This window comes from Kosakonia pseudosacchari, assembly GCF_015167415.1.
Classification (GTDB): Bacteria; Pseudomonadota; Gammaproteobacteria; order Enterobacterales; family Enterobacteriaceae; genus Kosakonia; species Kosakonia pseudosacchari.
In genome coordinates, this window is the sequence record NZ_CP063425.1 from 1,633,556 (window position 1) to 1,649,495 (window position 15,940).

14 protein-coding genes and 1 pseudogene are annotated in these 15,940 nt (G+C 51.8%); 8 read left to right on the plus strand and 7 right to left on the minus strand.

The window, feature by feature from the left end; translation table 11 throughout:
- Nucleotides 1-2: 2 nt before the first annotated feature.
- Nucleotides 3-224 (minus strand): cold shock-like protein CspD, encoded by a 222-nt coding sequence (gene cspD / locus IP581_RS07620; RefSeq protein ID WP_007374119.1) that lies wholly within the window; start codon nucleotides 222-224, stop codon nucleotides 3-5.
- A 328-nt stretch (nucleotides 225-552) separates the two neighbouring features.
- Between cspD and clpS the strand changes: the two genes are divergently transcribed.
- The gene (clpS, locus tag IP581_RS07625) at nucleotides 553-873 is read left to right on the plus strand and encodes an ATP-dependent Clp protease adapter ClpS (RefSeq protein WP_017456164.1); all 321 of its coding nucleotides are present in this window, start codon (nucleotides 553-555) and stop codon (nucleotides 871-873) included.
- 30 nt (nucleotides 874-903) lie between these two features.
- Nucleotides 904-3,195 carry an ATP-dependent Clp protease ATP-binding subunit ClpA gene (gene clpA / locus IP581_RS07630; protein ID WP_017456165.1) on the plus strand — a complete coding sequence of 764 codons (2,292 nt, stop codon included), beginning with the start codon at nucleotides 904-906 and terminating at the stop codon, nucleotides 3,193-3,195.
- Nucleotides 3,196-4,093: 898 nt separating this feature from the next.
- Here clpA and IP581_RS07635 read toward each other — a convergent pair.
- Both IP581_RS07635 and IP581_RS24035 read right to left on the minus strand, forming a co-directional pair.
- The gene (locus IP581_RS07635; protein WP_322627860.1) at nucleotides 4,094-4,831 is read right to left on the minus strand and encodes a LysR substrate-binding domain-containing protein; all 738 of its coding nucleotides are present in this window, start codon (nucleotides 4,829-4,831) and stop codon (nucleotides 4,094-4,096) included.
- Nucleotides 4,826-4,969 (minus strand): annotated as a pseudogene (locus IP581_RS24035) (helix-turn-helix domain-containing protein); the annotation flags it as partial. The gene IP581_RS07635 and the pseudogene IP581_RS24035, both read right to left, overlap by 6 nt.
- A 436-nt stretch (nucleotides 4,970-5,405) precedes the next feature.
- Here IP581_RS24035 and IP581_RS07640 point away from each other — a divergent pair.
- The 6 genes from IP581_RS07640 (at nucleotide 5,406) to IP581_RS07665 (ending at nucleotide 10,963) form a co-directional block, all read left to right on the plus strand.
- Complete coding sequence (locus tag IP581_RS07640; RefSeq protein ID WP_086871881.1) at nucleotides 5,406-6,710, plus strand: CitMHS family transporter; 1,305 nt, start codon at nucleotides 5,406-5,408, stop codon at nucleotides 6,708-6,710.
- 33 nt (nucleotides 6,711-6,743) lie between these two features.
- The gene (locus IP581_RS07645; protein WP_193822178.1) at nucleotides 6,744-8,084 is read left to right on the plus strand and encodes an acyclic terpene utilization AtuA family protein; all 1,341 of its coding nucleotides are present in this window, start codon (nucleotides 6,744-6,746) and stop codon (nucleotides 8,082-8,084) included.
- Nucleotides 8,084-8,383, plus strand: coding sequence for an AtuA-related protein (locus IP581_RS07650; protein ID WP_193822179.1), 300 nt, complete (start codon nucleotides 8,084-8,086; stop codon nucleotides 8,381-8,383). The genes IP581_RS07645 and IP581_RS07650 overlap by 1 nt, the downstream gene beginning before the upstream one ends.
- Nucleotides 8,384-8,469: 86 nt before the next feature.
- Nucleotides 8,470-9,129 (plus strand): acetate CoA-transferase subunit alpha, encoded by a 660-nt coding sequence (gene atoD, locus IP581_RS07655; protein WP_193822180.1) that lies wholly within the window; start codon nucleotides 8,470-8,472, stop codon nucleotides 9,127-9,129.
- Nucleotides 9,129-9,788: a 3-oxoacid CoA-transferase subunit B gene (locus IP581_RS07660; protein ID WP_193822654.1), complete on the plus strand. Its 660-nt coding sequence runs from the start codon at nucleotides 9,129-9,131 to the stop codon at nucleotides 9,786-9,788. The genes atoD and IP581_RS07660 overlap by 1 nt, the downstream gene beginning before the upstream one ends.
- A complete protein-coding gene (locus IP581_RS07665; protein WP_193822181.1) occupies nucleotides 9,785-10,963 on the plus strand; it encodes an acetyl-CoA C-acetyltransferase in 1,179 nt (392 codons plus the stop codon). Before IP581_RS07660 ends, IP581_RS07665 begins: the two co-directional genes overlap by 4 nt.
- A 72-nt stretch (nucleotides 10,964-11,035) precedes the next feature.
- Here the strand turns inward: IP581_RS07665 and infA are convergent, their stop codons facing one another.
- From infA to cydD, 4 genes are all read right to left on the minus strand, one after another.
- Nucleotides 11,036-11,254, minus strand: a complete 219-nt coding sequence (gene infA, locus IP581_RS07670) for a translation initiation factor IF-1 (RefSeq protein ID WP_001040187.1) — start codon at nucleotides 11,252-11,254, stop codon at nucleotides 11,036-11,038.
- A 289-nt stretch (nucleotides 11,255-11,543) separates the two neighbouring features.
- Nucleotides 11,544-12,245 (minus strand): leucyl/phenylalanyl-tRNA--protein transferase, encoded by a 702-nt coding sequence (gene aat, locus IP581_RS07675; protein ID WP_193822182.1) that lies wholly within the window; start codon nucleotides 12,243-12,245, stop codon nucleotides 11,544-11,546.
- Between the two features lie 106 nt (nucleotides 12,246-12,351).
- Nucleotides 12,352-14,073, minus strand: a complete 1,722-nt coding sequence (gene cydC, locus IP581_RS07680) for a heme ABC transporter ATP-binding protein/permease CydC (protein WP_193822183.1) — start codon at nucleotides 14,071-14,073, stop codon at nucleotides 12,352-12,354.
- Entirely contained in the window at nucleotides 14,074-15,840 is a 1,767-nt protein-coding gene (cydD, locus tag IP581_RS07685) for a heme ABC transporter permease/ATP-binding protein CydD (RefSeq protein ID WP_193822184.1), read from the minus strand.
- Between the last annotated feature and the right edge of the window lie 100 nt (nucleotides 15,841-15,940).

Sequence of the window (15,940 nt, forward strand, 5' to 3'; positions counted from 1 at the left end):
CTTCAGGCCATGGCTTCCACTTCTACGGGCACGATGACGCTGGCGTGATTGCCTTTTGGGCCCTGGTGTACATCAAACCGGACAGTCTGCCCGGCCTTTAACGTTCTGTAACCATCCATTTGAATGGTGGAGTAATGCGCGAAGATATCTTCGCCGCCGCCTTCAGGGCAGATAAAACCAAACCCTTTGGCATTGTTGAACCACTTAACAGTACCCGTTTCCATGCTTCGACATCCTTCGTAAATCTTATTTAAGTAAGATGGAATGAACCGGTGGTAGAGCAAGCGGGCTGTTCAAAACCTCGCCAACTCTCGACTGTACAATTTAGATAATTCGTATAACGCGTCAAGCGTTTGGCAGGGGTTCTGGGAGGCGGCGCATCAAAATTTTGAAGCAGTTAACGCTATTACGAAGGAATGTGACAGCCGTCGCGAATGACAACGATAGATGATTGTTATCTGTCATCTGATGTAGATTGAAAATACATCTAGACTCATGTAATCGGCCGATTAAACGCGGCCGGAAACTGTAACCTAAGATGAAACGCTAACGATGGGTAAGAGCAATAGCTGGCTGGATTTCGACCAATTGGCGGAAGATAAACTGCGCGACGCGCTGAAACCGCCATCCATGTATAAAGTTATGTTAATGAACGATGATTACACGCCGATGGAATTTGTTATTGACGTGCTACAAAAGTTCTTTTCTTATGATGTAGAACGTGCAACGCAACTGATGCTTACGGTTCACTATCACGGCAGGGCCATTTGTGGTGTTTTCACCGCCGAGGTTGCCGAGACAAAAGTCGCAATGGTGAACAAGTACGCCAGGGAGAACGAGCATCCGTTGCTGTGTACGCTGGAAAGAGCCTGAATGCAGGCATGAAACTTGGGGGAGGTGCCTATGCTCAATCAAGAACTGGAACTCAGTTTAAACATGGCTTTCGCCAGAGCGCGCGAGCACCGACATGAGTTTATGACCGTCGAGCACTTGTTACTGGCGTTGCTCAGTAACCCATCTGCCCGCGAAGCGCTGGAAGCGTGTTCAGTGGATCTGGTGGCGCTGCGGCAGGAACTCGAAGCCTTCATCGAACAAACCACACCCGTTCTACCCATGAGCGAAGAGGAGCGCGACACACAACCGACGCTCAGCTTCCAGCGTGTTCTTCAGCGCGCGGTGTTTCACGTTCAGTCATCCGGGCGCAGCGAAGTGTCCGGCGCGAACGTGCTGGTTGCCATTTTTAGCGAGCAGGAGTCGCAAGCGGCTTATCTGCTGCGCAAACATGAAGTAAGCCGCCTTGACGTGGTGAACTTTATCTCTCATGGCACGCGTAAAGACGAGCCAGGCCCATCATCTGACGCCACTGGCAGCAGCAGTAGCGGGCAGGTGAACAGCGAAGAGCAGGCAGGAGGGGAGGAACGTATGGAAAACTTCACCACCAACCTTAATCAGCTTGCTCGTGTGGGAGGAATCGACCCGCTGATTGGCCGTGGTAAAGAGCTTGAGCGTGCGATTCAGGTTCTGTGCCGCCGTCGTAAAAATAACCCGCTGCTGGTGGGTGAGTCCGGCGTAGGTAAAACCGCCATCGCCGAAGGGCTGGCGTGGCGTATTGTGCAGGGTGACGTGCCAGAAGTTATGGCAGATTGCACCATTTACTCGCTGGATATCGGTTCCTTGCTGGCCGGTACCAAATACCGTGGCGATTTCGAAAAACGTTTCAAGGCGCTGCTGAAACAACTTGAGCAGGACAATAACAGCATTCTGTTTATCGATGAGATCCATACCATCATCGGCGCAGGCGCTGCGTCTGGTGGTCAAGTGGATGCCGCAAACCTGATCAAACCGTTGCTTTCCAGCGGTAAAATCCGCGTCATGGGTTCCACTACTTATCAGGAATTCAGCAATATCTTTGAAAAAGATCGCGCTCTGGCGCGTCGCTTCCAGAAAATTGATATCACCGAGCCGTCCGTTGAGGAAACGGTGCAGATTATCAATGGTCTGAAACCGAAATACGAAGCGCACCACGATGTGCGTTACACGGCGAAAGCGGTGCGTGCGGCGGTAGAGCTGGCGGTGAAATACATCAATGATCGCCATCTGCCGGATAAAGCGATTGATGTTATCGACGAAGCGGGTGCGCGTGCGCGTCTGATGCCGGTAAGCAAGCGTAAGAAAACCGTTAACGTGGCGGATATCGAATCGGTGGTGGCCCGTATCGCACGTATTCCTGAGAAGAGCGTTTCTCAGAGTGACCGCGACACGCTGAAAAATCTTGGCGATCGTCTGAAAATGCTGGTTTTCGGCCAGGATAAAGCCATTGAGGCATTAACCGAAGCCATCAAAATGAGCCGTGCAGGGCTGGGTCAAGACCATAAACCGGTCGGTTCCTTCCTGTTTGCTGGCCCGACCGGCGTGGGTAAAACCGAGGTGACAGTGCAGCTGTCGAAAGCGCTGGGTATTGAGCTGCTGCGTTTTGATATGTCCGAGTATATGGAACGTCATACTGTCAGTCGTTTGATTGGTGCACCTCCGGGTTATGTGGGCTTTGATCAGGGCGGTTTGTTGACCGACGCGGTGATCAAACATCCGCACGCGGTGCTGCTGCTTGATGAAATCGAAAAAGCGCATCCGGATGTCTTTAACCTGCTGTTGCAGGTGATGGACAACGGAACGCTGACCGATAACAACGGGCGCAAAGCGGATTTCCGCAACGTGGTGCTGGTCATGACCACCAACGCAGGGGTGCGTGAAACCGAGCGTAAATCCATTGGTCTTATCCACCAGGATAACAGCACCGATGCGATGGAAGAGATCAAAAAGATCTTTACGCCGGAGTTCCGCAACCGTCTGGACAACATTATCTGGTTCGATCACTTGTCTACTGAGGTGATCCATCAGGTGGTCGACAAATTTATTGTCGAGCTTCAGGTGCAGTTGGATCAGAAAGGCGTATCGCTGGAAGTCAGTCAGGAAGCTCGCGACTGGCTGGCAGAGAAAGGATACGATCGCGCAATGGGCGCTCGTCCGATGGCGCGTGTTATCCAGGACAACCTGAAGAAACCGCTGGCCAACGAACTGCTGTTCGGTTCGCTGGTTGATGGTGGCCAGGTCACGGTAACGCTGAATAAAGAGAAAAATGAGCTGGAGTACGGCTTCCAGAGTGCGCAGAAGCACAAACCGGAAGCGGCACATTAATCTCAGCGGTTCATGTCTAAAAACCGGGCGATCTCAGCCCGGTTTTTTTATGCCTGCGTTAAAGTTAGCCGAGAAAAAATGAGGAATAGCCAGTTTTTAATTGGTTGCTAGAAAAGTTTTATTTAAATAAGGTTCAATGCAACTGTCTCAGTTCCGAGGGCTGTAATTGCGTTAATAAGCGTCAGTATCTCTATGAAAGAGACGTTCTTGATCCTCTTCTAACAACGAATCCATTGAGTTTCATCCTTTTTGCTTTCGCAGACCGCGATGCGCAGAGCAAATAATGACCTGTCTAACGTTATGTTCCTGCCTACGTTACCGGTTTCAGTACGTTAATGCAGGAAGCGTGATGGGAGCAGGCTGCATTGACAATCAAAGTAAGAGGGCGTTTTGCTCAGAAGAGTATGGATCAGCTAGGCCATTTCGTAATGTCACGCAGGTAAGGGAAAGTTTCATACTCCGTCTGTATGACCGATCACCCGCCTTATATCGTCCTCTTGATAATGTTGGCGCATGTTTCATTACTCCGCATCACCCAACCCTTTTTAGGTTATTTTTTAAGCTCTTGATTTATATGAAATTGTATATATAGATGTAAAAAGTGGTAAGCGTTCAGAAAAGACTAATTTTTTTAAATACAACGAGTTGACAAGGTTATCGTCTGGTTCATTGCCATACAGACATCCTGACAATCTGTGGATTAAATAGCCCGGAGCTATGTGGTTCACTGTCGTACAGACAGTTTAGAAACTGGTAAGTCCTCTCGCGACAGAGGGCAAGGAATGCACTGCCGACAGACAGCTTTAAACATGGTGCGCAGACCCTTTTTGCAGGCCGCCGTGCTCCTGCGAAATAATTGCCTCAGAAGAACAAACTGCGAATAGTTGCGCCCTTCCTGTTATTTGTGTTCAGAAGCAAATGTATGCGCCTGACAGGTGATGAATTCTGCAAACGAAGCAACGCCAGGGGAGAGATGTCGTCCTTTCGGCGTCACAAGGTAAATAGCACGTTCAAGCGCCAGGTCTTCGAACGGCAAAATCACAATATCTTTGTGATTAAACTGGAAAAGTGTCAAGCCGGTGGTAATGCTGATACCGTAATTAGCGGCAATTAACCCCATCATTGTGGTGAGCTGCCTCACTTCGAGATGGTAATCCAGATTGATAGAGAGATTTTCGCAAAGCTTATCGGTGTACTGTCGGATACTGGTACCGACGCTAAAACCGATAAACGGATAGTTGCAGGCCTGGCTCAGAGAGACGGAGGAATATTGGGCCAGTGGGTGTTCGCGGTGGCAAATCAGGAAGAACTTATCCGAAAACAGTAAAACGGAATTGAAGGTGGAAAGTGAAGGCTGGCCGGCGGTTAACGCCATATCTGCCTGTCCATCCAGCAGCGCTTTCAGGCAGCGATCCCACTGCGTATCGATCAGCCTTACCTTACTTTGAGGTGCCGCTTTACTGTACTTCACAAGGATCTCAGGCAGCCATTCCACCGCCAGCGAAGGCAACACCGCCAGGGTAATATCCGTGTGATTGCCCGCTACGCGGGCTTTAATTTCACCGATGGCATCATCGTGGCTTTGAACGATACTGCGGGCGAGATCGAGAAAATGAATGCCGTCGGCGTTTAACAAAACGCGCCGCGTATCTCTGTCAAACAACCGGTAGCCAATCTCCTCCTCCAGAGAAGCAATCAGGGTGCTAAATGCAGGCTGTGAAAGGTTAAATCGGCGTGCGGCCTGGGTAAAACTGTCAGCTTCACTTAATATTAAAAAGGCCCTGAGTTACTTTATAGAAAAGTTCATTTCATGCTCCATTTTCCTGCATCGCAAATGATATTATCGTTATTTGAAATCAATAAAAATCCTATGCGGTTATTTTTATGATCTATCCCACATTAACTGTATTTTGTTTTTTAGGTCTCGATCTTTTCTATAAATATTCACCTTGAATAATAAAAATGAATTAAATCATAATTCATTGTTTTATTGATATTTTTTAATTAATCTGAAATTTTTATGAGATTATTTGTATTTCAATTAAAACCTTCTAAGCCGCTGACGAATGGCTCTATCGAATTTACAAATTAGTAGTTTCTCATGGTTATGGTAAAAATAACGCTAGCAATAATACATCATGTGGATGTGATGAATTATTTATCTCTGAACCAACACCAGGCGAATCTATAACAATATTAAGGAGAAATGTATGCTGGCTTTAATAGGTGTGCTGACAATAGCCACCTTATTATTTTTTATCATGTCGAAACGCATGTCACCTCTGGTTGCCCTGATCGTCATTCCTGTCATCGGCGCACTTGCAGCGGGGAGTGGGGCAGATACTGCAAAATATGTGGTTGAAGGCATAACCAAGCTAGCCCCAATGGCGGCGATGTTCGTCTTTGCTATCACGTTTTTTGGTGTCGTGACGGATGCCGGAATGTTTGACCCTATTGTGCGCGGCATCCTGCGTTTCGTTGGGACAAACCCGGTCAAAATCATCATCGGAACGGGGGTACTGGCGCTGATTGCTCATCTGGATGGTAACGGCGCGGTGACCTTCTTAATTACCGTGCCCACCATGCTGCCGCTCTTTAATCGTCTTGGTATGGATAAACGGATCCTGCTTGGCATTACCGCGCTGAGCGCCGGGGTTAACTTCTTACCGTGGACCGGCCCGATGATCCGCGCTTCTGCCGCGTTGAATGTTACCACGCACGATCTTTTTATCCCGCTTATTCCGGCTCAGGCCGCAGGGCTTGCCTTTATGGTTGCGATGGGCTGGTACTGGGGAAAACGCGAAGAGAAGCGACTTGGCATCGCGCATTTCGCCGCCGCAGTCGGTGATATCTCACACCATAAATCGCTGAGCGATCAGGAGAAGGCGCTGCGTCGTCCTCACCTTTTCTGGGTCAATATTGGCCTCGTGGTGGCTGTTATCAGCACGATGGTCTTTACGCGCATTTCGCCTACCGTCGCGTTTATGATCGCCCTGACGCTAGCGCTGATGATCAACTACCCGAATGTCGAGATGCAGAAAGAACGCATTAACGCTCACGCGAAAGCAGCATTGATGATGGCGAGTATCCTTTTCGCGGCGGGGGCCTTCACCGGGATCATGGGCGGCGCGGGGATGTTAAAAGCGATGTCTCATGCCGCCGTTGAGTTTATGCCGGATGCGCTGGCTTCGCATATTCCTTTTCTCGTCGGTCTGGTGTCCATGCCGCTCTCGCTTATTTTCGACCCCGATTCCTACTATTTCGGCATTATGCCGGTTATCGCACATACCGTTGATATGATGGGGATCCCCGCCATTCAGGTTGCACAAGCTTCCGTTCTGGGGCAAATGACGACAGGCTTCCCGGTCAGCCCTTTAACGCCCGCAACATTCTTGCTGGTCAGCCTCGCGGGTGTCGATCTCGCGGATCACCAAAAATTCTCTATCCCGGTGCTATGGGCCGCCAGCGTCGTGATGACATTTGCCGCCGCATTAGCCGGTGTATTCCCGTTTTGATAGTTAAATCATGTTTAAAATGAAGGATCTAAAATGAAAACAATCCGAATTGGTTCCGGTGCAGGCTATGCGGGTGATCGAATAGAGCCCGCTGTTGAGCTGGCCGAAAAAGGCGAGCTGGACTATCTGGTTTTCGAATGTCTGGCCGAACGCACGATCGCCATCGGGCAAAAACAAAAGCAGCAGGATGCGAACAGAGGTTATAACGAATTGCTCGAAGCGCGGATGCACGCATTGTTACCGATATGTAAGGCCAAAGGTGTACGCATTATCTCGAATATGGGTTCGGCAAACCCGATCGCCGCTGGCAATGCGGTAATTAAAGTGGCGCATGAACTCGGTCTGAGCAGTCTTAAAGTGGCTGTTATCACAGGCGATGATGTTCTGACGTTAATCCGCACGAAGGATCTGACCCTTGATGAAGCTGGGCAACCGGTTTCCCGCTTTGATAAACCGCTTTTGTCGGCGAACGCTTATCTGGGTGCGGCAGGGTTGTGTGAAGCGCTGGAAACGGGAGCCGATGTGGTTATCGCCGGGCGTGTTGCCGATCCATCATTATTTCTTGCGCCGATGATGCATGAATTTAAATGGGCCGCTAATGACTGGCATCGCTTGGGCCAGGGAACCTGTATCGGCCATCTTCTGGAATGTGCCGGGCAAATTACTGGTGGATATTATGCCGATCCCGGCGTTAAAGAGGTGCCTGACCTGGCGCGGCTCGGTTTCCCGCTGGCGGAGGTGAGTGAAGATGGCCGCGCAACGATCACGAAAGTGGCTGGATCCGGCGGGCAGGTCACGGTGGATACGTGTAAAGAGCAGTTGCTGTATGAAATTCATCAACCGGATCGCTATCTCACGCCTGATGTTGTCGCGGATTTCAGCCATGTCCGTTTTGAACATGTCGGAGAGGATGCCGTGGCGGTCTCGGGTGCAACCGGCACGCAGCGTACCGATAGTCTTAAAGTCTCTGTTGGTTATCTGGATGGTTTTATCGGCGAGGGAGAGATTTCCTATGCAGGGCCTGGGGCGGTAAGCCGTGGTCGCCTTGCGCTGGATATTGTTCGCGAGCGTTTTGCATTGTGCGATTTTCAACCGCAAGAAACACGGTTTGATCTCATCGGCGTCAATGCGCTGCATGGTGAAACGCGCGGGCAGTACAGCGATCCTTATGAAGTTCGTGCCCGAGTTGCCGCCCGCTGCGCCACCAGAGCCGAAGCTGTGAATGTAGGTAATGAAGTAGAAACGCTCTATACCAACGGCCCAGCGGGTGGCGGTGGCGTTATGAAATCCGTAAAAGAGATCCTGGCGATGGATTCCACGCTTATAGCGCGTGACTGCGTTCAACACCATATAACCGTCCTGGAGAGTAAATAATGAAACTTCGCGAAATTGCTCATTCCCGTACCGGTGATAAAGGAAATATTTCCAATATTTCGCTAATTGCCTGGCGTACCGAAGATTATGAAAAATTAGTTGAACAGGTTACGGCTGAAAAAGTAAAAGCCTGGTTTGGCGATATTGTTCATGGTGACGTTATTCGTTACGAATTACCTGAACTGGGAGCGTTGAATTTTGTCATGCATAAAGCGTTAGGCGGCGGTGTGACGCGTTCGCTGGCGCTGGACATGCATGGAAAAGGGCTAAGTTCAGCGCTGCTGGATATGTCTATTTAATCTTCACTAACCAAGCAATCATACTTCTCTGGCGGAGTTAATACTCCGCCACGGGAGCGCTGTTGCAAAAAATTAAGATCTCAACAATGCGAAATAAAAAAATAACGGCGGAAAAATTCCGCGGATTATTACACGACGGTATGTGCATTATGTTTGGCGGATTTATGGGTGTTGGCACGCCGGAATATCTGGTCGCCGAAATTATCCGTTCAGGTGTAAAAGAGTTAACGCTGATTGGTAACGATACTGCGTTTGTTGATAAAGGCATTGGGCCGCTTATTTCTAGCGGGCAAGTCAAACGTGTTGTCGCCTCGCATATTGGCACGAATCCGGAAACCGGGAAAAAAATGATTTCCAATGAGCTGGACGTACAGTTAGTTCCCCAGGGAACGCTCGCCGAGCAGATCCGCGCGGGCGGTGCCGGTTTAGGCGGCTTTCTCACCCAGACAGGTCTCGGAACAGTAGTAGAAGAGAACAAGCAAACCGTGCTGGTTGAAGGTGAGAAATGGTTGCTTGAACGCCCTTTGCGAGCCGATCTCGCCATTTTACTGGCAGAGACCGCTGATGAGGCTGGCAATCTCACCTATGACCTGACCGCGCGAAATTTTAACCCGGTGATGGCGCTGGCGGCGGATATCGTCGTCGCGGAGGTCAGTGCTATTGAACCCCTGGGAAGCGTGTTTCCTGAGCAAGTCGTAACGCCGGGGGCGCTGGTGGATTACCTGGTAATGGAGGAGGCGCAATGATGAACGCAAAAGAGCGTATTGCCCGACGTGTCGCGCAAGAACTGAGTGATGGCGATGTCGTTAACCTGGGTATCGGCCTTCCGACTCAGGTGGCAAATTTCCTGGCGGATGATATTCAGGTCACGTTGCAGTCAGAAAACGGTTTTCTTGGCCTTGGACCGCTAGAAGAGGTCAATGCCAGCCTCGTCAACGCAGGTGGACAGCCTTGTGGCATCTTACCTGGCGCTTCGATATTCGACAGTTGTTTCTCTTTTTCGTTGATTCGCGGCGGGCATGTTGATGTTTGTGTGCTCGGTGGCTTGCAGGTCGATGAGCAGGGCAACCTCGCCAACTGGATGGTGCCAGGAAAAATGGTGCCGGGTATGGGGGGCGCAATGGATCTGGTGGTCGGAGCGAAAAAAGTCATCATTGCGATGGAGCATTGCGCCAAAAGTGGCGAACCGAAACTACTGCATCGTTGCCACTACCCCTTAACGGCTGTTGGAAAAGTGAGCAAGGTTATCACCGAATACGCGGTATTCAGCTTTGTAAACGGCGAGATGATACTCGACGAAATCAGCGACACGATCACTCTGGATGAGCTGCGGGCGCGAACGGAAGCCAATTTCCGACTCTCGGAACATTTGAAAATCGTCCAGCCAATGGAGGAACAGCCATGACCGATTCCGTAGTGATTGTAAGCGCAAAGCGCACACCTATTGGTAAATTTGGCGGAAGCCTGGCTGAGATCTCCGCCGTAATGCTGGGCGCGGCCAGTGTGCGGGCAAATCTGATGGAGTTACCGGCAGAAATTAACATTGACGAGGTGATTCTCGGCAACGTATTGCAGGCTGGGTTGGGGCAAAACCCGGCCCACCAGGTTACTCGTCACGCTGGTTTACCTGACTCTGTCCCTTCCTTTACCGTCAATAAAGTGTGTGGCTCCGGCTTGAAAACCGTGATACTTGGCGCGCAGTCAATTCTGAGTGGTGATAATCAGACTTGTATTGTTGGCGGCATGGAAAATATGAGCGCCGCACCTTATCTTCTCTCCCGCGCCCGTCAGGGTTATCGCATGGGTAACGGCGAGCTGACGGATGTAATGATTAACGACGGCTTATGGTGTGCTTTCAATCAGTACCATATGGGAATTACTGCGGAAAATATTGCTAAGCGCTATCAGTTAAGCCGTGAGGAGCAGGATCAGGTTGCCCTGTCATCACAACAAAAAGCGATTGCCGCCATTCGCGCGGGTCATTTCGCCAGCGAGATTGTACCGCTTTCCGTAAAATATAAAAAAGAGACGCGCCAGTTCGATACTGATGAATTTCCGCGATCGGAAGTCGATGCTGCTTCACTGGCGACACTGCGTCCGGCGTTTGATAAAGCGGGCACCGTGACAGCGGGAAATGCCTCTGGTATTAACGATGCCGCGGCAACACTGGTATTGATGTCAGAAAAAGCGGCACGCGCTCAGGGGCTGGTACCACTTGCGCGGCTCAAAAGTTGGGCATCGGCAGGGGTGGATGCCACCATGATGGGATTAGGACCAATACCTGCCACGCAACGTGCGTTGGCTAAAGCCGGGATGACCGTTGGCGATCTGGATTTAATCGAAGCTAACGAAGCCTTCGCGGCGCAATATCTGGCTGTTGCCAGAGAACTGGATTTCCCGCCAGACAAGGTTAATGTCAATGGTGGCGCTATTGCACTGGGGCATCCCATCGGCGCAAGCGGTGCGCGCATTCTGGTGACACTGGTTCACGCATTACAGCGGCGGAATAAAACAACAGGCCTGGCGACGCTGTGTATCGGCGGAGGGCAGGGGATAGCATTAATAATTGAGCGTATCTAGTTAAATATAATAAAAGGCCGGGAATTACCCGGCCTTTAAAATAGGTGCACTTAGCTGTGCTGATGGAAGATCTTAGCGGCTACGGAAGACAATGCGGCCTTTGCTCAGGTCGTACGGGGTCAGTTCCACAGTCACTTTATCGCCCGTCAGAATGCGGATGTAGTTTTTACGCATTTTGCCGGAGATATGCGCAGTGACCACGTGACCGTTTTCCAGTTCTACGCGGAACATCGTATTAGGCAACGTTTCTAGAACGGTGCCCTGCATTTCAATATTGTCTTCTTTGGCCATCTAATCCTCGGGGGTATCACTACCATAATTTTTGAACCGGCAAGATAATGCCGAAGTTCGTGTGTTAAGTAAAGATTTGCGCTGATAAAACGCAGCAAAACGACTTTTGCCAGTTACCCTCACACCAACAGCCAGGACGCGCTAAAAGCGCAACCGTAAAGGGGAGCGGTGGAGTAAAACGAAGGGCATCCCTGATACGAACAATTCCCGGGTGGGGCGGGGCAACAGGCAAAAGCTGCTCTGAGCGTCCATTATAACACCCTGATAAAAAATGTGCCGAAAACATTCGTCAGAGCGATGAAAACAGCGTTCGGGGCACCCAGAAACGGGAAGGGAGTGGCAATTTGCGCATTTTCTCGAGATGTAAAAGATAATCCCGCCGCGGGATCTCAATGGCGCCGAGCGACGCAGTATGGCTGTTCAGCACCTGGCAATCAATTAACTCGCCGCCCATGCGTACAAATTCACCGCTAAAAACAAGCAACGCGGTTTTGGAGGCATTTATACGGCGACTAAACATTGATTCACCGCAGAACAGCGCACCTTGCGATACACCGTACATGCCACCCACCAGTTCGTTACCTTCCCAGACTTCAATTGAGTGCGCATGCCCAAGCTCATGGAGGCGATGATAAGCCATCACCACGTCAGGCGTGATCCACGTGCCCTCATCGCGATCCTGCGAGCAGCCATCGATCACCTGACCAAAAGCATGATTCAGCGTTACGCGATAGGGAGAGGTTTTATGGAAACGCTTCATACTGCGGCTGACATGAAATGTTGCAGGCCACAGTACGGCGCGAGGATCGGGCGACCACCACAGGATGGGGTCACCGGGCGAGAACCAGGGAAAGATGCCGCGCTGGTAGGCCATCAACAGACGCGCCGGGCTGAGATCGCCGCCCAGCGCCAGCAGCCCGTTGGGTTCACGCAACGCCGCTTCGGGCGAAGGAAAAGCGATAGAATGACGAGAGAGCTGCACCAGGCGCATGACTTCTGTGCTCCACAACGCGACAAGGGACCCTACTTACTATCGTCATTTTGGCCGTTTCACTTTAGCGTTGCCGTTACAGAAACGGCAAAATGACCAATAGCCACTACAGACGCTGCTTAAACTGGTAGTACCGACCCTGTTTCGCCATTAACGCTGCGTGATTACCTTGCTCAATTATTTGCCCGTTGTCCATCACAATTATCCGATCGCAACGTGCCAGCCCACGCAGACGGTGTGTGACCATCAGCAGCGTTTTGCCCTTCATCACTTCGCCCAGTAATTCAAGGATTTGGCTCTCGGTCGCAGCATCCAGACCTTCGGTCGGTTCGTCCAGAAGCACCAACGGCGCATCATGCAAGAGTGCGCGAGCAATAGCCAGACGGCGCAATTCGCCCCCGGAGAGCTGGCGTCCACCTTCGCCGAGCCAGGCATTCAGCCCATTATCCTCAAGCAGTTTTTCCAGCCCGACGCGGGTTAGCATCGCACTCAGTGTATCGTCATTGGCCTGCGGCGAGGCCAGCAATAAGTTATCACGCAGCGTCGCGCTAAACAGATGCACGCGCTGCGGCACCATGCTGATAAGTTTGCGTAAATCAGCTTCCGCAAAGCTTGTCAGCGGCTGGTCATTGAGACGAATCTCTCCATGCTGCGGATCCCATGCGCGCGTCAGTAATTGTAATAATGTGGATTTGCCGCACCCGGTTCGACCAAGGATCGCCACATGTTCTCCGGCAGCAATCGATAAAGAAATTGCCTCCAGCGCGCGCTGCGGCTGGCCTGAGTAGTTAAACGTCAGGGCATCGAATTGCACGGCGACATCTGTTGGTGTGGCGGCACTATTTTGCGGGAACGTCACTTCCGGCTGGCATTCTGTTACCTGCGTGATGCGTATGGCGGAAGCAATAACCTGGCCCATATGCTGGAACGCACCGGTGACCGGGGCCAGCGCTTCGAAAGCTGCAAGCGCACAGAAGACAAACAGCGCAATCAATGCGCCCGGCTGGGTGTTACCACCAATATCGGCGGAAGCAAACCACAGCATAACCAACACCGCCGCGCCGCTGATCAGTAGCATCACGGCCTGCGAAACGGCACTCAGATCGGACTGACGGCGCTGGGCGTCATGCCAGCTGAGTTCAGTGTTTTCTAACTGTTCGCGATAGCGCTGGCTGGCTCCAAAAATAGTTAACTCCGCCTGGCCCTGCAGCCAGTTGGTTAATTGCTGGCGATACTGACCGCGCAGGGCAGTCAGACTTTCGCCGGTTGGTTTGCCCGCGCGATAAAATAACGGCGGCAGGATAATCAAGGTTGCCAGCATAATACCGCCCAACATCAGCGCCAGCGGTATATCCAGTACGCTTAAACCCAGTGTGACAACGATGATGACCACCAGTGCGCCGATCAGCGGGGAGATTACGCGCAGATAAAGGTGATCGAGCGTGTCGACATCGGCGACGACCCGGTTGAGCAACTCACCCTGGCGAAAACGCGCCAGCCCGGCAGGGGAGAGGGGAAGCAGTTTACTGAATGTCGAAACGCGCAAATGTTCCAGTACGCGAAACGTCGCATCATGGCTGACCAGCCGTTCAAAATAGCGACCGGCCGTACGAATAATCGCTGTGCCACGAACCCCGGCGGCGGGCAGCATATAGTTAAAACTGTAGATGCCCGCGACGCCAACCACGGCGCACGCAGAGAGAAACCAGCCGGAGAGCGTCAGCAGGCTAATGCTGGCAAGCAAAGTGATAACGGCGAGGATAACGCCGAGCATCAGCATCCATTTGTGGCGTTTATACAGTGCGAGATAAGGCAGTAATGCGCGCATTTAAATCTCCTCCTGGCGATGGGCAAGGAGATCCGCAAAGATCCCCTGCGCAGCAACGAGCTCGGCGTAGCTGCCTTGTTCCATAATCTGGCCATCCTGCATAACCCAGATAGCATCCCAGTCAGCCAGGTTTTCTAACTGGTGCGTCACCATCAGCGTCGTTTGCTGGCGTGAGGCCTCGGTAAGTGCCTGCATCACGCGTTGTTCACTGTGGGCATCAAGGCTGGCGGAAGGTTCATCCAGTAGCAGCAGTTTACAGGGAGAGAGTAGTGCACGGGCAACGGCCACGCGCTGCGCCTGGCCAACCGAGAGACGTACCGCCTGATCGCCAGGCTGCGTCTCCAGCCCCTCTGGCAGCAGTGGCAGAAACTCGCTGACCCATGCTTTATCCAGAACGGCTTGCAACTCTGCATCGCTGGCATTGGGGCGTGAGAGCAACACATTTTCGCGCAATGTGCAGGCGGGAAGTTGCGGATTTTGCCCAACCCAACTTATCGCGTCGCGCCAGCTATCCGGATCTAACTCACTTAGTTCGACGCCATTAACACGCAATGAACCTTCATAAGGCAGAAAACCAGAAAGCACATTGATCAGCGAACTCTTGCCCGAGCCGCTTCTTCCTACCACGACGACGCGCTGAGCAGCGGACAGGGAAAAATTGAGTGGCCCGGCGAGTATCGCGCCTTCGGGAGATTTCAGCAGCAAATTGCTCGCCGTCAGCGTTACCGGCTCATCAGTTTTCAGCGTAATATCGCCCCGCTGTGGATGGGCGAGCGGTGCTTCCATAAACGTTTTCAGGCTATCCGCTGCGCCAATCGCCTGGGCTTTAGCGTGATAAAAGGTACCGAGATCGCGCAGCGGCTGGAAGAACTCGGGGGCCAAAATTAACGCGAGAAAACCGGCGAACAAGGTTACGCCAGTGCCGTAGTGACCAAAATTCAGCTCGCCAAGGTAGGAGAAACCGAAATAGACCGCCACCAATGCAATCGATAACGAGGTAAAGAACTCCAGCACACCGGAAGATAAGAAGGCCATGCGCAGCACTTCCATGGTACGGCTGCGAAAATCCTGCGAGGCATGACGAATATTTTCTGTTTCCGCGGCGCCCCGGCCAAAAATGCGCAGCGTCTCCATCCCGCGTAAGCGGTCAAGGAAATGGCCGCTCAGGCGCGCCAGCGCTTTGAAGTTACGACGGTTGGCGTCCGCCGCGCCCATGCCGACCATCGCCATAAAGAGCGGAATTAATGGCGCTGTACCGAGCAATATCAGTGCCGCAGCCCAGTTAATCGGAAACAGGGTAATAACAATCAGCAGCGGAACGCTCGCCGCCAGTGCCATTTGTGGTAAATAACGGGCATAGAAATCGTGCATGTCATCGATTTGCTCAAGTATCAGCGTAGCCCAGCTTCCGGCGGGTTTTCCCTGGATCCACGCCGGGCCGGCCTGATGGAGCCGATCAAGGACCTGCCGGCGGATTTCGAAACGAATATGCGCACCCGCATGGAAACCGACACGTTCACGTAGCCAGACCACCCAACTGCGCAGGATAAAAATCAGGATCAGCAAGATAAATGGCAGTAACAGGGCTTCGCGTGGGATATTCTCCATAATCATATGGTTCAGAATACGCGCCATAATCCACGCTTGCGCGACGATCAGCACGCCGCTGACTACGCCAAGCAGGCGGGAGAGTGTCAGCCAGCGACGGGAAATAATGCTTTGCTGTTTTAACCAGCGGGTCAGTTCTTGTTGACGGGTTTTGTTCATTGCGCGCTTTGCAGGTGAAGTTATCGAATTTTTGAGCTGGCGCAATGTTACATCGGGGCAAAAATAAAGGCGACTTATAGTCGCCTTTTTTACCTTTGTT